Raw genomic sequence first — 17,906 nt, 5'->3', positions numbered from 1 at the left:
ATATGCTTTTACTAAAAATACAAAGGGGCTAGTCCAGTGTGTGAAGTCCTTATGCTGATTATTTGCCTGGCCCTGGCCTTTGACTTTATTAACGGTTTCCACGACACCGCCAACGCCGTAGCCACCTCCCTGGCCACCGGCGCCCTGACAACCCGCTCCGCCATCCTTCTGGCCACCACTATGAACTTTCTGGGGGCACTCACATTTACCGAGGTAGCCCTGACCATTGCCGAAAGCATTGTTGATACCGCCGTTCTTTTCAATAATCCCAAAACCATTTTGGCCGCCCTGCTGGCGGCCATTGTTTGGAACCTCTTTACCTGGTTTGGCGGGTTGCCCAGCAGTTCTTCCCACGCCCTGGTGGGTGCCTTAACCGGCGCCACCCTGGCCGCAGCAGGCCTGATGGGAGTTAACCTGGCGGGACTGGCCAATATTTTTCAAGCCCTGGTCCTGTCCCCACTCCTGGCCGTAACCGCCGGTTTTACAGTCATGTCCATCGTCTTTTCCCTGACCAGGGGCCGGGCCAGTTCCCGTCTAAACCGTCATTTTAGACACTGGCAACGCCTGACCGCCGCCCTCCAGGCCTTTTCCCATGGCACCAACGACGCGCAAAAAACCATGGGGGTAATTACCCTGGCCTTGATCCTGACCGGATACCAGCAAAGCTTTGTGGTTCCCTTGTGGGTCAAGATCCTTTCGGCCCTGGCCCTGGCGCTGGGAACGTCCTGCGGCGGCTGGCGGATCATCCGTACGGTGGGCAGGGGCATCACTCATCTTGACCCGCCCGCAGGTTTTGCCGCGGATATGGGCTCGGCCCTGGTGATTTTCACGGCCACCCTGTTGGGATTACCCGTCAGCACCACCCATGTCATTTCCTCTTCCATCACCGGAGTGGGCCTCACCCGGGGAGCAAAGGCCGTATCCTGGTCCACAGTGGCCAGAATTCTTTTAGCCTGGGTTTTCACCCTGCCGGCCACAACCGTTCTGGGGGCGCTGTTTTATATCCCTTGGTCATTGCCCTGAGCGGGGGTGACACTATACCCCGACCGGTCTAAAGTATGGTTTGCAATTTTAGCCATGTGCCCGGGAAAAATTTACGGTTGATTGTTCAATCAACTTACGTTATACTTGCCACTAGCCTGGGGGAAACGACGAAAGGAGTGGAAACCATGGCTTTTTTTCTTTGGTTTAAAGAAAACAAAGCAGCTGTCATGGCAACTTCCGCGGTCATGGTGGTATTGATCTTTGCCCTAGCGGTATTGCCGGGCAACGGGGATGCCGCCCTGGGGCTAGCGGGAAATTCAAGGGCGAGCAAAATGATGGTGGCTGATGTTCAGGTATCCCGCGGATCCAGCATCAGCCGGGACGACCTGATCCTCATGGCCCGGGTGATTGAGGGTGAAGCTGCAGACGAACCATATATCGGCAAGGTAGCAGTTGGGGCTGTGATCCTGAACCGCACCCGGAGCGGGGATTTCCCCCACACCATCCGGGGGGTGATTTATCAACCCGATGCCTTTGAGGCCGTAACCAACGGCCAGTATTTGCGGCCCCTCACCCAGGAATCCATCGCCGCGGCCAGGGAAGCAGCCAGTGGTCACGATCCCACCGGCGGGGCTCTTTACTACTGGAACCCGGCCAAGGCCCGCAGCACCTGGGTCTGGTCCCGGCCGATAATCACGCAAATCGGCAACCACGTTTTTGCCCGGTAAAAAACAAGAGGCGGGCAGGCCTCTGTTAATACAGCAAATGTTCAACGAACCCGGTTGGCCCCAGCACTCACCCAAATATGACGCTGCCCCGGTGTTTCAGTTTTAATCTGAAACATCCGGTTTTGGGAAGAGCTAGTATCCGAGTGGGTGCTGGGTTCACCGGGTGCTGTTACCGCGCTTCGCAAGTCGTAAGCTCCGGAAAGGACCGTACCCTCGCCAGTACGGTTCTACTGAACACTTGCCTTATATGGACACTCTTACCACCAGGGGTACTCGTTGCGCAAACGGCTGCGGGGAGTCAAAAGCTTCATTAAGATCATTCCCGCTACAAAACCGCCTACATGGGCCCACCAGGCCACGGGGTTTACCACCCCGCCGAGGGAAGCTGCCCCGTTAAAGAGCTGGATGACAAACCACAGGGCCAAGAAAATTACCGCCGGCACTTCCATCAGGGTGAGGAAAAAGAACACCGGCACCAGAGCCAGGATCCTTGAATGGCGAAAGGTAATAAAATAACCGCCCAGAACCCCGGCGATTGCCCCGCTGGCACCGATAACCGGTACGGGTGAAGTAGGGTTGGCCAGAATATGGGCCAGGCTTCCCACCATGCCGCAGAGCAAATAGAAGAGTAGAAAACGAAAATGGCCCAGCCGGTCCTCCACATTGTCCCCGAAGATCCAGAGGTAGAGCATGTTGCCTCCGAGGTGTACCCACCCGCCATGCAGGAACATAGCCGTAATAAAGGGCAGCAACAGGGGGTCCAGCGGCGCCCCGGTTTGGAGGGCATGGATTACCCGGGCGGGAATAACACCCAGGTTATAGAAAAGCTCGCTTAGCTGTGCCTGGGAAAGACCCAGTTCTTTAAAAAAGAAAACCCACAGGTTAATCAAAATTAATAGCCAGTTTACAAAGGGCCTGCGCCGCGGGCGGATACTATCGCGTAAAGGAATCACTAAATCAACCCTCTTCTCCTGTTTTTTGCCGGAAACTGCCACACGCAAAGAGCGTCAGGTTGGAGCCGTTCCTCCAATATAGGATATACTTTTCCGGCCATTTCTGACAAGGATTTTATTGGTATTCGTAGAAAAGCCGGGCTGCTTCATAACCCGGCAAAAATCCTACTCTGCCAGCACCACCCGTGCATCCAGGACCAGCGCCCCCCGGTCATAAACAACTACCGGGTTTAAATCCATCTCCCGGATTTGGGGATAACTGGCAACCAGATCGGAAACCTTAACCAGTATGTTGACCAGGGCTTCTTCATCCGCGGGCGGGGCACCCCGGTAACCGGCCAGCAACCGGTATCCCCGCAAAGACCGGATCATGTCCCGGGCCACACCGTGGCTCACGGGAACTAAGCGAAAACTGACATCCCCCAAAATTTCCGCAAACACCCCACCCAGCCCGCACATGAGCACGGGCCCGAACTGCCGGTCGGTAGTAACCCCGACAATCATTTCCCTGCCCGGAGGGGCCATGGGCTGCACCGTTACTGCAGCCGCGGGATCTGCTGCCCCCGCCCGGCCCATGATCTCCCGGTAGGCCTGGCGCACCTGCCGGCTGTCCACAAGGTTCAAAGCCACCCCACCTGTATCCGACTTGTGGGCGATTAAAGGGGACCGCACTTTTAACACCACTGGGTAACCCAATTCTCCGGCCCGCTCTACCGCTTCCTCCTCATTATGGGCCAGGAAGCAGGGGGTTACGGGTATTCCCGCTTTACCCAGAATGTCCTTTGCCTCGTCCTCACATAAATACCGCCGCCCCGCAGCCCGGGCCGATGCTAAAAATTCCGCCACGTTCACCGGCTGTTCCCTCCTCGTTGCAAGGCGTAATGTAAAAGGGCGGAGACTCCCCAGGCCGCCTCCTCGGGAGTAGTGTAGACGGGGATGTCCCGGGAGTGGAGGCTCTCCCTTTCTTTCTTTACTTCTTCCACGGTGGAAATGTACAGGGCCACCACCGGTTTGCCACTCCGCTTTTGTGCGGCCAGGAGTTCCGGAGTGGGACCACGCCAGTTCAGGTGAAGGCAGTAGATGGCCACCAGGAGATCTATTCGCGGATCATCCAGCACCGCTTCCACCAGCCGGCCAAAGGCGGCTGCCTGCATGCCCCGCCCGGCCGCATCCAGGGGGTTCTTGAGCACCACCGCGGGGTTTTGACCCAGAACCTCTTTAACTTTATCCATGGTACTCCCAGCAAAGTGAGGGAATACCCCGCCCCGTAGGTTTAGTTCATCCAGCAGAACGATACTGGGACCAGCCGTATGGGTCACCACCCCCACCCCGTTTCCCCGGGGAATGGGGGCCATGGCCAGGGCTTTACAGGCAGCCACCATTTCCAAAGCGCTATCAACTACCAGGAGGCCGAACTGCTGCAGTATCTGCCTGTACATTTGGTAACTGCCGGCCATGCTGCCGGTATGGGTAAGGGCGGCAAGGTCCACCGCATCCGAACGACCCACCTTATAAAATACCACCGGCTTACGCCGGGCCACCTCCCCGGCCACCCGTACCAGGCGCCGGGCATCATCGGTGCCTTCCACAAAAACACCAATGACCGCCGTGCTGTCGTCCCGGGCCAGGTATTCCAGATAGTCGCTCAACTCCAGGGTGCTGCGGTTGCCCACCCCCACCCACTTGTTAATACCCAGACCCTCATCCATGGCTTTATGAAGTATGGTAAGTCCCACGCCACCACTCTGGGTGATAAACGAAACTTTGCCCCGGAGCAAACGGAGGGGGTAAAAAGTGGCGTTCAAATTGGCCCGGGTATTGACCAGCCCCAGGGTGTTCGGACCGACCACTTCCATGTTATATTGCCGGGCTACGGCAATCAGGCGTTCCTCCAGGGCCTTTCCTTCCACCCCCATTTCCCTGTAGCCGCCGGCTACGCAAACCACCCCTTTGACTCCCTTTTTCCCGCACTGCTCCACCACTTCCACGGTAGCATACTGATTTACGCCAATTACCGCCAGATCCACGGGTTCAGGCACTTCTTCCAGAGAACGGTACACCGGCAGGCCTTGCAAGCTCTCCAGCCGGGGATGTACCGGATAGATCTCGCCCTGAAACCCTGAGTGGATAAGGCTTTGCAGAAGGTTGTAACCCACCCGGTCGCTCGATCCGGTAACTCCTATTACAGCCACACTGCGGGGGTAAAAAATAACGTCCAGCACCTCCAGCTTATTGCCGGGCAATCGCAATCCCTCCCCACAAAAATGTTCCCGTTACGTTTAAATTCTAAGAACTTTCTGATTGACCTGCCGGCCGGTAAATAAAAAACCTCCCCACCCCGAGGGGAAGTTTAGAAATCAAGAGGTCTAGAGAACATGTGAAAATGTACGTTTTCAGCGGAATTCCAAACTTTGTCTGGTCTATTCCGCTTCAGGGAATAACCTTGGTCAACGGATACTCAATGATGTCATGTGCACCGTTCCTTTTTAAGGCCGGGATTAAATCCCGTACTTTTTTCTCATCCATAATTACCTCCACCGCACACCAGTCGCTATTTACCAACTGGGAAATGGTGGGGTGCTTCATAGCCGGCAACAGGGCAAGGATATTGTCCAGCATTTCTCTGGGCACATTCATCTTTAAACCCACCTTGGCGTCGGCCCGGAGCGCCCCCTGCAGCAGTACGGCCAGGTTTTCCAGCTTCTCCCTCTTCCATGGGTCATCCCAGGCCTTTTTATTGGCGTGGAGGCGGGGGGTTGATTCCAAAATGGTGGCAATTACCCTTAAATTGTTGGCTTTCAGCGAACTACCGGTTTCCGTAAGATCGGCTATGGCATCCACCAGGCGGGGCACCTTTACCTCGGTAGCACCGTAGGAATACTCCACATAAGCCTCCACACCGTGGCTGGCAAGAAACTTTTTGGTCACCCGGACCAGCTCGGTGGCAATGCGCTTGTGTTGTAAATCAGCCACCGTCCGGATATCGCTATCATTGGCCACGGCCAGCACCAGCCGGATGGGGTTGGTGGTTTGCTTCGAATAAATTAGCTCGGCCACCTCCACCACGTCGGCTTCATTTTCCATGATCCAGTCCAGGCCGCTGATGCCCGCATCCAGCACACCCTCATGCACATACCGGGGGATTTCCTGCGCACGCATCAGCACTATTTCCAGCTCCGGATCGTCAACGCTGGGAAAGTAAGAACGACTCTTGACCGCTATGTTAAACCCGGCCCTTTTGAATAAATGAAAGGTAGCCTCCTGCAAGCTCCCCTTTGGTAAGCCCAAACGCAACTTCATATAAAACACCCCCACAATCCTTCCTTACTTTAATATGCTAAAGCACTGCTCAGGAAAACCATCATCCAGTATAGCTCAGCCCCTCCCCCGTGTCAATAGCCAAATTGCAAAAGCATAAAAGGGAAAACCAGGTGCCAGAATAAATCTGGCACGGCAAAGGAGGTTGCGGGCATGAGTTCCCGGAAGTTGCTCTGGTACACCCTTCTTGCAGTGTTTATAGTATTTATTTTCTCAAACCCCAAAGCCTGTGCGCAACAACAACCCGGCAAATTGGGAAACAAACAAAACCTGACTGCGGCTACGGAAAACGTTCTCATTTTCTGGACCGACGGCCCCAAATTGAAAGCCGTTACCCTGATGGCCATCACCCCGCGCAAGAAACCGGTGGGCATTGTTTCCATCCCCATAAATACCCGCATCCACGAGATCAGGGGCGTGGTAACACTGGAGGAACTTTACCATCATACGGGGCGGGAAGGAACCACGGCCTACCTGGAAAAACGGTTCGGCATACCCATCAACCACTACGTGGATATCAGCCAGGCCACCCTGACTCGTACCAGCGAGGCACTGGGACCGGTGGAGATGGCGGGCAAACAAACTTCACTGTTGGAAGTATTTGAGGGAACGTATACCAACCAGCGCATGGACCTGCAGACAGAAATCCGGACCCTGGCGGCGAGGTTGATTGAGCCAGCCGTACTGATTAAACTCCCGCGCCTTTTGTGGATTTTTACCAGCGGAGTAGAGACAAACCTGGGTATGGGTTCTATCCTGGCTCTTTACCAAGCCCTGCAGGGAAACGGCCCGGAAATCCTGCGCAAGCAAGCCCTCCCCGGGCGCGATTATTTTGTCGGCCCCACCAGGTACCGCGAGGTATCCCCCGACGCCTGGAACCGGGTGTTGCGGGAAGTGACCTGCACTTAAAGACAAGACGACCGCACGGTTTCAGGCAGGGTTGCTACTGGGAAAAATGTTAAGTTTAAAAGCTGGAGGAGGGGCTTATGTTATTACGAAAAATTTTTTTACCACTGATAATTATCAGCACGGCCGGCATTCTTGGAGCTTCAAATTGCAGAGCAGCCGACCCACCCGTCTCAAAAAAGGAATTGGAAGCAACGGTGAAGCAAATTTTTGATATCCGAGCCCGGGCCATTATTACCGGAGCCGATCCCACCCAGGTCCTGGCCTGTTACGATACCGGAACCAGGCTGGGGCGCTGGGCCCAGGCCCATGAGGAACACAAGCTGAATTTTGTACAGTCCTGGGCCAGGAAAAGAGGAGTGCAGATTATTGAAGCAAAACCGGAAATACGCATTCCCTGGTCCCGCGTACGGGGAGATACCGCTGAGTTTGTTGTCCACCAGACCCTCCAGCTGGGGTACGCTTACGCCAACGATCCTGCCGTCAACCGCTTTGGTATTGGTACCCGGCACTGGATGGAACTAGCAAAAAGGGACGGCAAATGGCTTATCCGTAAGGACTTTTACACCGACGGCCTGGGTGATGACACCCTGGTACCCAAACCCACTCCCGCTGATGGCCCTGCTTATATAGGAACGGCCGTAAAATCTGATTCCATTCAAAACTACATAAAGGGGGGTTTCGACCGGGAGGGGGCAGCCCGGTACGCGGATAATTACGCCGGCCTGGCCTGGGGGGCCGGCAACAACCACAAATACAACCCCCGGTACCGCGACCTCAACGGCAACGGCGGAGACTGCACCAATTTTGTGTCCCAGTGCCTGGGGGACCAGGAAGGGGGCAGGCTCCCCATGGACGGCACCTGGTACTACCGCTACGACCGCAACGGCGGTTCGGGCAGCCGGGCCTGGGTGCAAACCGAGGCCTTTGCCAGCTGGCTTCTGTACAGCGGCCATGCCCGGCGTATAGCCCGGGGCACCTTCACGGAACTGAACCAGCCAAACCCCAAATTCCCCCGGGGCGCCGTACGGGAACTGCAAAAAGGGGATGTAATTGGCTACGAGGAAAAGGGGCGCATCGAGCATTTTGCCATTGTGGTCGGAACGGACTCCCGGGGTTACCCGGTGGTGGACGCCCATACGGTGGACCGCTACCACTGTCCCTGGGATATGGGATGGGATAAGAAGACCGTTTTCCACCTCTTCCGAATCAATGACGGCACAAAGCAACTATCAGAGGCCAGGGAAAATAAGCGGGGATAAGTCGCCGGACTTACCCCCCTTAAAACATCCGGGCCTCCCCCTCGTCCTCCCGGTCGTTGTTCACCTGGTGGTGGAAGATAGCCTCCAGGCTCTCATCGTCGTAACCACCCGGGGGACGCAGTTTGAGCTGGCTAATCACCTCCTTCACCCCCCGGGCCCTGGCAGCCGCAGCTTTGGCTAATTCAATCTCTTCCGGACTGTCCACCCGCCCTTGGAGAAAAATCACTCCTTTAACGCTTTTTACCCCCACATGACGGCGGTTGACACCTGCCGCCTCCAGCTCTTCACCTACTTCAAAGGCCACATCATCGTCGGTGATGGCTCCGTCGGTACTTATGGCCACACCGTTTTCCACCGCCCGGATGCCTTCGATGGCCGAAACAATCCGGCGCACCTGTTCCCTCTCGGCCAGGGTATCCACGATACCGGTAATGCGGGCCTTGCCGTCGACCACATCGGCTTTCAATCCGTATTCCCTGGTACGCACGTCACTGTCCAGGACGGCCTGCACCCTTTGTGTTAAAATTTCGTCCCGCTCTGACGACAAAACAACCCCTCCTTGCATCAGTAAAAAATAAAGTTTATGTAAGGCTCTCCAAATACCACCAAACCCTTTATAAGGAAAAACTGCCCCAACTAAAAATTAAGTGCAGTTTTTCCCCCTTACCTGCAGGTATTATTCCCTTTCCCACGGTAAATATAGTGGGAAACCATTCATCTTGCGAGGTGAAAAAAAATGACCTACCAACCAAACCGGCGTCCCCTATGGAAAATTACCGCCGAGCTGGCCCTGGCCGCCCAGGGGAAAATACCGGCGGATGTAGTGATCAAAAACGGCCGGGTGGTGAACGTGCATACCGCCGAAATCCAGGCCGGCCTGGATGTGGCTGTTAAACACGGGCGGGTGGTGCTGGTGGGCCGGGCCGACCATGCCACCGGCAGGAATACCCGGGTGATCGATGCCGGGGGCTGTTACCTGGTACCGGGCTTTCTGGACGGGCATATTCACGTGGAAAGCAGCATGGTTACCGTCACCCAGTTTGCCCGGGCGGTAATCCCCTGCGGCACCACCAGCATCTTCATGGATCCCCATGAAATCGCCAACGTCCTGGGTATGGAGGGCATCCGCCTGATGATGGAAGAAGGGGCAAGGCTGCCTTTAAAAGTTTTTACCACCATGCCCTCCTGCGTCCCGGCCGCTCCGGGCTTTGAGGATGCCGGAGCCAGCATTGGTCCGGCGGAAGTTCGTGAAGCCATGACCTGGCCGGGGATCACCGGCCTGGGGGAAATGATGAATTTCCCCGGGGTGCTGGCGGGGGATCCCCTGGTGCACGGGGAAATACAGGCCACCCTGAAAGCCAACAAGGTCGTCACAGGACATTATTCCCTTCCGGAAACGGAAATTGGGCTTCAAGCCTACATTGCCGCGGGCATATCTTCCTGCCATGAATCCACCCGGTCAGAAGATGCCCTGGCCCGCATGCGCCTGGGCATGTACGCCAAGATGCGAGAGGGTTCGGCCTGGCAGGATGTTAAGGCTACGATAAAAAGCATCACCGAAAACCGGGTAGACTCCCGCTACGCCATCCTGGTTTCCGACGATACCCATCCGGAAACCCTGCTTACCCTGGGTCACCTGAACCACGTGGTGCGGAGGGCCATCCAGGAAGGAGTCGACCCGGTACGTGCCATCCAGATGGCCACCATCAATACCGCCCAGTGCTTCGGGGTAAGCCGAGATCTGGGCAGCATTGCCCCAGGGCGCTGTGCCGATATTTTATTCATCCAGGATCTGGCGGACATGAAGGTGGAGCGAGTCATGGTGGACGGCGTGGTGGTAGCCGAAAAAGGGCGGATGTTATTTGACCTGGCGCCCTTTAACTACCCTGAAAAAGCCCGTCATTCGGTGCACCTGCGCCGGCCCCTGGCCGCCGGCGATTTCACCATTACCGCCCGCCGGGGAAAAAAAGCCCTGGTACGGGTAATGGAAGTAATTGAAGCCAGGGTGGGCACCCTGCACCGGCAGGTGGAGATGCCCGTGGAAAACGGGGAAATCAGGCCTTCCGTGGAGCTGGATGTGGCCAAAGTAGCTTGTATTGAAAGGCACGGCGGGCCGGGAAACATGGGCCTGGGCCTGGTCAGGGGCTTTCATCTTAAAGGTGGCGCCGTAGCCTCCACCGTGGCCCACGACAGCCATAACCTGCTGGTGGTGGGGATGGACGACGCCGACATGGCTCTAGCCGCCAACACCCTGGCGGAATGCGGTGGCGGCATGGTGGCCGTGCTAAACGGCCGGGTGCTGGCCCTTTTACCCCTGCCCATAGCCGGGTTGATGTCCGAACGGCCGGTGGAAGAAGTGCGGGAAATGGTGACCGCCCTGGAAGGAGCCTGGAAGGAACTGGGCTGCCCCCTGGTCTCCCCCTTTATGACCATGGCCCTTTTATCCCTGCCGGTCATACCGGAGCTGCGAGTAACCAACCGGGGCCTGGTGGATACGGTGAACTTCCGCTTTGTGGATCTGGTGATTGAGGAAACGGTGTGATACTGCCCTACTTTTTCCTTGCCTGAAACGCCCTTACCTGCTATGCTGGAAGTGAAAGGCAGGTGGCAGCCGTGGAAGAGGTCAAGAGGGAAATAGCAGCCACTTCCGATGAACAGGAATACCGCCAGGCCGGACAGATGTTCTTTCTGGGAAGCTGGGTTCAGGGTGAGATACGGGACCTGCGGGCCGAAATGCGGGAATTGCGCAAAGAATTATCCTCGACAGAAGACGGGTTAAGGCAGGAAATCAAAGCTGTTGAAGAAAACCTGAGGAAGGAAATCAAAGCCGTTGAAGAAGGCCTGAGAAAAGAAATTAAAGCCGTCGAAGAAAGCCTGAGGAAAGAAATCAAAACCGTTGAAGAAGGCCTCAGAAAGGAAATCAAAACCGTCGAAGAAGGCCTCAGAAAGGAAATCAAAACCGTTGAAGAAGGCCTCAGAAAGGAAATGATAACTTTTGAATCAAATTTAAGGCAGGAGATAAACTCGCTAAGGCATGAAATAAAAGGGTTTTTCTGGGCTACCGTCGGCATTGCGCTGGCCGCTCTGGCTGTTAGCATCAGTGTAGCCATAAAAATCTGGCAGTGATTGACCATAATCTTAATGAAGCCTCCGGGGGATGATCCCGGAGGCTTCATTGATTTTTTCAACCCGGCCCCGGATTAAACAAGGTATCCACGCATAACCGGCGGGCAAGGCCGATCATAATACAGTTAAACACTTATCTAAAGGGTGAACCCCGGTGCTCAGTCTGCAAGAAATGATTGCCAGGCTGCTGCTGGCCTTTTTAGTGGGATTTCTCATCGGGCTGGAAAGGGAAATACGCCACAAGCCCGCCGGAGTGCGCACCCATGCCCTGGTCTGCCTGGGCTCGACCCTGTTCACTCTCATCAGCAGCTATGGGTTCACATCCCTGGCAAGCAGGAACCCGTACCAGCCGGGAGACCCGGCGCGCATTGCCGCCCAGATTGTTACCGGTGTTGGATTTATCGGCGGCGGCATTATCTTCAAGGACCGGGACCACATCCGCGGCCTCACCACTGCCGCCAGCATCTGGCTCACCGCCGGCCTGGGCACGGGCATAGGTGCCGGCCTTTACGTGCCCACCCTGGTGGCCGCAGCTTTAGGGTACATCACCCTGAAACTAAATCGCCTTCTTCAGATGTGGGGCTTGGATAATTCAGGGGAGGAGTGAGTCCATCAGTAATGCCCCGCATGGAAACTGGTAAAAAATATACACAAATAGTTGCCAGTGCCCACTTATCTTGATGTATTGCCCTGTCAGGTGGAACAGGTAACATGAAGGCGGGGGCGTATCTTTTATGGCCGTTCTACTGGGTATTTCCGGGCGTTCTAGCTTACTCATAAAAAATATTCCGGTATTGCTCCAGCCCCCTGGCCACAGACTCCGCCCGCAGGCGTTTAGCGCCTTCGCTTATGTAAACGTGGCACTTTCTTTTTCCCTGGCAGGTCCCGATTTTATCCCCGCCGCCCTCTGGCTTCCTCACGCACCGCCTGCAGGTTCACTATTTCGGCCACCTCGAAACGCGGCGGTATGGAGCCGGGCACGGGCCGCAGGCGCACCGCGGCCGGGAAATAACCGCAGCGCCCGTGGAGCTCCGCCAGGAGCGTTACCGCGCTGAAGTTCAGAGACGGTGGATTGATCAGTACCGGCAACGTCTGCCACTCGAACGGCGTAAGCCCGGCCCGGTCCGCCATGGCCACCACTTGGGGGACAATGGGCTGCCGGGGATCGATCTGGGCGTCGATTTCGATTACACGCTCTATCTTTCTCCCGGCAAGCTCCTCCACCTGTCGCAACTGCTCCGCGCTTAAGGGGTGGGAAAAGTTGAGAAGAATCACGAGGCTCCACGCATCCCTTTTCTTATTTCGTCGGCCGCTTGAAGCAACTGTTCTGCCGTAATAATACTGCGAATACCATACTCGGACGCCCTGGCCCGAAAATTACTATCTACCTGTTCCGCCGTGCGGCTGGTCACAAAAAACCCACGGGTGAATTTGCCCAATGTGGTTCGAATCGCCTGGAGCTTGTTCAGAGTCGTCTGACCTCCGAGATCCCCCGACTTGCATTCGATGACCGCAAGCTGCCCGTTGCGTACGGCGACAACGTCAAGCTCGTTCTCAATGCCGGAAAGGCAGACGTTAACCATCACGTCGTCAAAATACTCACTGTCTTTAAGCAACACATACACCATGGCCTCCAACCACTTTCCGGTGAGGACCGCCCGCCCTTGCGGGGCTACTTCCCACGAACCGTCCGCCGCCGCGGCGATAAAATGGTATCTCTGCAATAGTTCTGTTACCCGGACGTCTAGCCCGGTATTCGAAAGTCGCTTCTGTCCCTGGCTTATGGACCGCCCGAACTCTTCCAGGGTCGGTACACTCTGCGGCCATAAACTTAGCAACTCACGGGCCAGCTCGTATGCCGCCGCGGGTAGAGCCTGCCTCTGGGTACGTTGTCCGTCGATACGCCTGCCGTTACTGTAGAAGTAGACCGGTACGGTGAGACGACCCCCAAGCTCAAACGGCTCTTCCTGAACGCTGCCGTCGGGTTTAAACCAGACCAGTTTCTCGTTGGCGGTATCCACATAGAGAGATTTAGCACCGTTTTCCTGGGCTGCCAGGAAAGCTGCGATAGACATACACTTGGTTCCACCCGTAAGGTTCACCACCGCTTCCCGGGGTGATTCTCGTCTTATGACCTCAGCCGCGGCGCGGCGCGTCTCCTCAAAAGCATAGGCATCGACGGCGCGATTCCACACTTCGACCTCCACGTGTGCCAGGGACTCCAACGTCTCCTTAACGTCCGACACGGCCCGGGCAAAGTGCGACCCCGGTTGGTCCGCATCGATTGAACGGATCAGGTACACCTTTTCGAACCCCAGCCCCTTCTGGAATACCGGAATGACGTTCTGCATACGTTGCTCGCTGGCCAGTGCGATCATAACACGCGACATCGCTCAACCTCCCCACCGGCAATTTTCCCTTTACGTTTTTAATCCTCTCTGATAGGCGCGGAAAGAGATGCGTCCAGCTACTTCTGCGGTTCTTAATGCCTGAATCTGTCTAATCAAGTGATCCGCCTTCAAAGCTTAATGCGAATAGTGTCGAAAAAGGCGAAATAAAAAGCAGGGAATTCTACTCCTGCCTGTTTGCATCCCTGCTTTTTGCCATCCTTTCGCAAGCATTTCTTTCCGGCCTTCTTCTCAATATTCTTTTTAATACTTTGATGTATTCTTTGAGGAGTTGCCGGGCTAATGACATCCACATCCTGACCATGAAAGTCTTACCAGGTTATGTGTTCGACACATATCGGTTATTTCCTGCTAATCCTTCATATCCACTTTGGCGAAATTGCTGCTATGAAACTGTTCCACTTCCTTTTTTCCGGTGTTCAATTAATGCCCTCAAACAGCGACAGCTGGCTGCTTTTCTTTAACTGCAAAGGGCTGATGTATCTTACCGGCCTGGTCATTTTGTGCACTTTGCCCAGTTCCTGCGCCTTCTTGAGCCAGTCTTGCATTTGCCCCCGGCGAACTTTCAGCTTTTCCGCCAGTTCCTGCTCAGTCTTGGGCGTATCCAATTCTTTCTCTATGTAGGGCCAGACGATATCGAACAAATCGTGCTCCTCAGCCGGCTGGAGATCCGGATCTTTTTTCTCTAAAGATTCGCCTACCACGGCCTCACACGCATCCGGCCGGGTGTATCCAAAGGCTTTTGCGCCGTAAAATTCCAGCGTGGCGCGCAGCCCGCTTTCATCGTCCAGCATCTGGGGCTTCAGGGGAATTCCGCCTTTCTCAATTAAACGTTGGTTGCCTTCGGGTATGTTTTCACCGTCCCGAACGAAAAGAGGTACCCACTTATACCTGAGATTTTCTGCAGCCCCTGCCCAGGTACCGCCCTTGTTGAAGGAAGCGGAAACAACCACGGCATATCTTGATAAGGCGTAAATGTACTTGTTCCGGCACATCGCAGAACCGACGGTAAAATGAGCGCCGGGATGATATGAAGATAATAACACAAGGCACCCGGATAAGACGGCTTCTCTCACTTTCCGCTGGCGGAGCCGCGCTTCAAGGCTGTCCGCCAGAACAGTTACCGCTTTACCCCCGGCAGCAAGAGCCGAATCCTGGGCTATCTGATCAACTCCGCGCGCCCCGCCGGAAATAACGATGAGCCCTTCCTCTGCACATCTTTGCGCCAGGCGATTCGTGAAGTCGACTCCCTCCGCATCAACATCGCGCGCTCCGACAACGGCCACTCCCTCAACCTCAAGAAGACCAGGATCCCCCGCCCCGAAAAGGACCAGCGGTGCGCGCTGTTTAAGCAGGGCCTTTAGACGGGAAGGATAAAGGGGATCTGCCCTGGTTACCACCCAGATTCCCAGACTCTCCAGTCTTTCCAATTCTATCGCCAGCTGACCGCTCCGCGACAAAAGTTTTGCGATGCGATTCACTTCTTTCTTTGAAAGACCCAAATATTTCTGCCATTGTTCAGGATCTGCATGGAAAAACGCCCCCGGGGACTTCAGCACCGAACCGGATAATTTTCTGGCGATTACATTCCATTCCGGCAATGTAAAAGGAATCGTCTCATCTTCGTCTTTCTCGCCCTTCCTTGAGATGGCCAAACTGGAACACAAAAGGATTATTGCCTGGCTGTCAGGGGAAATATTCATTCGAGGTCACCTCCTCCAGCTGCAGTCGCCAGTACAAACGGATAAACGGGGCCGCTGCCGGCTTCCCGGAGAAGAGCTCCGCAGACAGTCAGGGTCCAGCGGGAATCCACCAGATCGTCTACGAGCAAAACGGGTCCATCCGGACAGGAACCTTTTACTCGAAAAGCGTCCGCCACATTGAGGGCCTGTTGAGTGCTATTCTGCATGTTCTTTTGCTCAGGAGTATCCTTAACCTTAACCAGGACAGGATAAAACGGCAGACCGAGCCCTTCGGCCAACCTTCGGGCAAAATCTCGGACCAGCTCCGGCCGCCGCAGAGAAGGGACAGCAGTAACCCAGGCTGGAGGCGGCTGCGGCTGCCACCGGTTTTTAATTAAATCTACGGCTGCTGACACAAGTTCGTCGCCAAACCGGTTATTCTGGTATTTATCGATTCCAACCTGGCGACCCCAGCCGGCATCACCATAAATGCACAAACACCGGCCTTCTTCATTTCGTAGATTATCCGGAATACGCCCCCGCCATCTTCCAATACCGCCAGGCGGCCATTGTTTCCTTGGTTCAATTATCTGGTAATCACGACGCAGAAATTCGACGGCCCTTAATACCAGGTCAGGATTTAAACTATTCGTAAAGAAAGGGGATTGACAATTTGCGCATTTGCCGCAAGGGCCAGCATACGGATCGTCTAATTCACGAGCAACAAACTCCATTAAACATTTTTTTGTAACGACAAATTCCTTTATTCTCTTTAGTTCCTGATAGCGAAGCCCCGTAACCTTTTCTGCTCTCTTTGTATCCAGAACCCAGGGATTTGCGGTCCGGAAATAAATGCCACCATTCCGGGCAACCGCTCCCTCCACCTCCAGCAACTTCAAACACTTTTCAATTCTCCCCTTAGAAATATTTAAACGGGATAACATGGCCGGTATTGTCAACCCGCGGTCTGATTGTTCGATAGCCCTCAGCACCCCACGTATTTCCTCCGGACCAGGAAAAGCTGTTCTAATAAAGTAATCCTGGATTTCATCGTCCTCCCGCCCGTTTAAGAGAACGGCAAAAGCGTTGTCCACAGCGCGCCCCGCCCGGCCTACCTGTTGATAATAAGAAACCAACGACCCCGGCCGCTGATAATGGATAACGAAACCCAAATCTGGTTTGTCGAAACCCATCCCCAAAGCTACAGTTGCTACCAGCGCCTTGATTTGATTCTGTAAAAGTTTTTGTTCCCGCGCCTCCCTCTCTTCATTGGTAAGTTTACTATGGTATTCCCACGCCTCTATTTTTTGCGTGCGCAACCATCCGGCCACTCTTTTGCAATCGGCTATTGTCAGGCAATAAATAATCCCGGAACCGGGCAACTTCGGAAGATTTTCCGCAAGCCAGGCTAATCTTTCCGCCTGATCGTTTAACTGAATATTTTGCAGCCGTAAAGAAGCCCGTGCCAGGGGACCCCTCAAGATGGTGAGGTCCGGGCCAAGCTGATCCTGGATATCCTTTACAACGCGTTCGTTTGCTGTTGCCGTTGTGGCGAGAACCGGAACATTTGGCGGCAGGTTTTTAACGATCCGGACAATCCGCCGGTAATCAGGACGGAAATCATGCCCCCAATCGGAAATGCAATGCGCTTCGTCAACCACAAACAACCCGATGCCACCCTTTATCGAGGGCAACGTTTCGGATAAAAAGCGGGGATTGGCCAGTCGCTCCGGCGAAACAAGGAGTACGTCACAGGCACCATTTTGCAACTCCTTCTCGACAACCGTCCATTCTTCTTCATTTGTGCTATTGATGGATTTAGCCCGGATGCCAATTTTAGCAGCCATTTCGATCTGATTGCGCATAAGCGACAATAAAGGACTGATCAGGACAGCGGGACCTGCTCCTTGATCTCTGAGCATTCTGGTGGCGAGGAAGTAAACGATACTTTTCCCCCAACCTGTGCGCTGAACAACTAACGTTTTCTTCTTCTTGCAAACAATGGCCTCAATTGCTTCCCATTGGCCATCTCGAAAACCAGCTTCCGGCCCAAGCATTCTCTTTAATAATTGTTCAGCCTGTTGTTTATCTACCCCATTTTTTTATTACCGCTCCTTAAACTTAATTAAACGTCCAGGGTTAAGATACGTGAGATGTTCGCAAGAGCAAAGCCACTGAAACCGTCATTTTCCTAACTAAGAACCCAATACCAAACAACCGTGACCCAGCATATTTATTTTTTCCCGAGTAGACGTTCGCTTTCCTGCTGGTACCAGGAAAATTTTATTCTTAACCTGTGCTACCTGCAAAATTCGTAATCCTTAAAAATCAAGACTTACACTAGAGGTCAAAACAAGTTCACCCAATACCTCTTGTTAACTCAGATCACACAATTTAGTATAATAAGAAGAGATTTCCTTCCTTTAGTCGATTTTGCCATTTAACTCATAGGTAGCATTCCTGTAATCAGGAGTAGTGGGGCTTGAGGGAAAGAAAAAATCCTGGTATGGTGTAAATGCCAAAACCCAAAACCACCAAT

Annotated in this window: 16 protein-coding genes; 7 read left to right on the top strand and 9 right to left on the bottom strand. The window is 54.5% G+C overall.

All coding sequences use genetic code 11. The annotated features are described in order from the left end of the window. The first annotated feature begins 36 nt into the window (after positions 1 to 36). Together BUA65_RS11435 and BUA65_RS11430 are read left to right on the top strand one after the other, a co-directional pair. Positions 37 to 1,023 carry an inorganic phosphate transporter gene (locus BUA65_RS11435; protein ID WP_242656316.1) on the top strand — a complete coding sequence of 329 codons (987 nt, stop codon included), beginning with the start codon at positions 37 to 39 and terminating at the stop codon, positions 1,021 to 1,023. Between the two features lie 146 nt (positions 1,024 to 1,169). Continuing rightward, a complete protein-coding gene (locus tag BUA65_RS11430) occupies positions 1,170 to 1,712 on the top strand; it encodes a cell wall hydrolase (RefSeq protein ID WP_072869792.1) in 543 nt (180 codons plus the stop codon). A 257-nt stretch (positions 1,713 to 1,969) separates the two neighbouring features. Here BUA65_RS11430 and BUA65_RS11425 read toward each other — a convergent pair whose 3' ends face one another. The 4 genes from BUA65_RS11425 to hisG form a co-directional block, all read right to left on the bottom strand. Beyond that, positions 1,970 to 2,665 carry a rhomboid family intramembrane serine protease gene (locus BUA65_RS11425; RefSeq protein WP_072869839.1) on the bottom strand — a complete coding sequence of 232 codons (696 nt, stop codon included), beginning with the start codon at positions 2,663 to 2,665 and terminating at the stop codon, positions 1,970 to 1,972. Between the two features lie 165 nt (positions 2,666 to 2,830). After that, entirely contained in the window at positions 2,831 to 3,517 is a 687-nt protein-coding gene (locus BUA65_RS11420; RefSeq protein WP_072869791.1) for an acetate--CoA ligase family protein, read from the bottom strand. Continuing rightward, complete coding sequence (locus tag BUA65_RS11415) at positions 3,514 to 4,908, bottom strand: acetate--CoA ligase family protein (protein ID WP_072869789.1); 1,395 nt, start codon at positions 4,906 to 4,908, stop codon at positions 3,514 to 3,516. The genes BUA65_RS11420 and BUA65_RS11415 overlap by 4 nt, the downstream gene beginning before the upstream one ends. A 187-nt stretch (positions 4,909 to 5,095) precedes the next feature. Then, positions 5,096 to 5,965, bottom strand: a complete 870-nt coding sequence (gene hisG / locus BUA65_RS11410; RefSeq protein ID WP_072869787.1) for an ATP phosphoribosyltransferase — start codon at positions 5,963 to 5,965, stop codon at positions 5,096 to 5,098. A 171-nt stretch (positions 5,966 to 6,136) separates the two neighbouring features. Between hisG and BUA65_RS11405 the strand changes: the two genes are divergently transcribed. After that, positions 6,137 to 6,892, top strand: a complete 756-nt coding sequence (locus tag BUA65_RS11405) for an LCP family protein (RefSeq protein WP_072869785.1) — start codon at positions 6,137 to 6,139, stop codon at positions 6,890 to 6,892. Between the two features lie 77 nt (positions 6,893 to 6,969). Continuing rightward, positions 6,970 to 8,151, top strand: coding sequence for an amidase domain-containing protein (locus BUA65_RS11400; protein ID WP_072869783.1), 1,182 nt, complete (start codon positions 6,970 to 6,972; stop codon positions 8,149 to 8,151). 19 nt (positions 8,152 to 8,170) lie between these two features. Here the strand turns inward: BUA65_RS11400 and BUA65_RS11395 are convergent, their stop codons facing one another. Then, a complete protein-coding gene (locus BUA65_RS11395) occupies positions 8,171 to 8,698 on the bottom strand; it encodes a BON domain-containing protein (protein WP_072869781.1) in 528 nt (175 codons plus the stop codon). Positions 8,699 to 8,887: 189 nt separating this feature from the next. Here BUA65_RS11395 and ade point away from each other — a divergent pair, with 189 nt between their 5' ends. From ade to BUA65_RS11380, 3 genes are all read left to right on the top strand, one after another. Then, the gene (gene ade / locus BUA65_RS11390) at positions 8,888 to 10,693 is read left to right on the top strand and encodes an adenine deaminase (protein WP_072869780.1); all 1,806 of its coding nucleotides are present in this window, start codon (positions 8,888 to 8,890) and stop codon (positions 10,691 to 10,693) included. Positions 10,694 to 10,764: 71 nt separating this feature from the next. Continuing rightward, positions 10,765 to 11,277, top strand: a complete 513-nt coding sequence (locus BUA65_RS11385) for a DUF1640 domain-containing protein (RefSeq protein ID WP_072869778.1) — start codon at positions 10,765 to 10,767, stop codon at positions 11,275 to 11,277. A gap of 154 nt (positions 11,278 to 11,431) precedes the next feature. After that, entirely contained in the window at positions 11,432 to 11,884 is a 453-nt protein-coding gene (locus tag BUA65_RS11380) for an MgtC/SapB family protein (protein ID WP_072869776.1), read from the top strand. A gap of 284 nt (positions 11,885 to 12,168) precedes the next feature. Here BUA65_RS11380 and csx15 read toward each other — a convergent pair whose 3' ends face one another. From csx15 to BUA65_RS11360, 4 genes are all read right to left on the bottom strand, one after another. Further along, positions 12,169 to 12,552, bottom strand: a complete 384-nt coding sequence (gene csx15 / locus BUA65_RS11375; protein WP_072869775.1) for a CRISPR-associated protein Csx15 — start codon at positions 12,550 to 12,552, stop codon at positions 12,169 to 12,171. Then, positions 12,549 to 13,667, bottom strand: coding sequence for a Card1-like endonuclease domain-containing protein (locus BUA65_RS11370; RefSeq protein ID WP_072869773.1), 1,119 nt, complete (start codon positions 13,665 to 13,667; stop codon positions 12,549 to 12,551). The genes csx15 and BUA65_RS11370 overlap by 4 nt, the downstream gene beginning before the upstream one ends. Positions 13,668 to 14,104: 437 nt before the next feature. After that, entirely contained in the window at positions 14,105 to 15,388 is a 1,284-nt protein-coding gene (locus BUA65_RS11365; RefSeq protein WP_072869771.1) for a DNA-processing protein DprA, read from the bottom strand. Beyond that, a complete protein-coding gene (locus BUA65_RS11360) occupies positions 15,385 to 17,424 on the bottom strand; it encodes a RecQ family ATP-dependent DNA helicase (RefSeq protein WP_072869770.1) in 2,040 nt (679 codons plus the stop codon). Before BUA65_RS11360 ends, BUA65_RS11365 begins: the two co-directional genes overlap by 4 nt. Between the last annotated feature and the right edge of the window lie 482 nt (positions 17,425 to 17,906).

This window comes from Desulfofundulus thermosubterraneus DSM 16057, from assembly GCF_900142025.1.
Classification (GTDB): Bacteria; Bacillota; Desulfotomaculia; order Desulfotomaculales; family Desulfovirgulaceae; genus Desulfofundulus; species Desulfofundulus thermosubterraneus.
Note: the sequence above shows the minus strand (reverse complement) of the source record. Positions and strands in the feature narration are given on the sequence as shown.

Excerpts from the sequence above, each read along its gene's own strand:
- hisG (WP_072869787.1), bottom strand. The coding sequence starts at position 5,965 with ATGAAGTTGCGTTTGGGCTTACCAAAGGGGAGCTTGCAGGAGGCTACC.
- BUA65_RS11360 (WP_072869770.1), bottom strand. The coding sequence starts at position 17,424 with ATGCTTGGGCCGGAAGCTGGTTTTCGAGATGGCCAATGGGAAGCAATT.
- BUA65_RS11370 (WP_072869773.1), bottom strand. The coding sequence starts at position 13,667 with ATGTCGCGTGTTATGATCGCACTGGCCAGCGAGCAACGTATGCAGAAC.
- BUA65_RS11430 (WP_072869792.1), top strand. The coding sequence starts at position 1,170 with ATGGCTTTTTTTCTTTGGTTTAAAGAAAACAAAGCAGCTGTCATGGCA.
- BUA65_RS11365 (WP_072869771.1), bottom strand. The coding sequence starts at position 15,388 with ATGAATATTTCCCCTGACAGCCAGGCAATAATCCTTTTGTGTTCCAGT.
- ade (WP_072869780.1), top strand. The coding sequence starts at position 8,888 with ATGACCTACCAACCAAACCGGCGTCCCCTATGGAAAATTACCGCCGAG.
- BUA65_RS11400 (WP_072869783.1), top strand. The coding sequence starts at position 6,970 with ATGTTATTACGAAAAATTTTTTTACCACTGATAATTATCAGCACGGCC.
- BUA65_RS11405 (WP_072869785.1), top strand. The coding sequence starts at position 6,137 with ATGAGTTCCCGGAAGTTGCTCTGGTACACCCTTCTTGCAGTGTTTATA.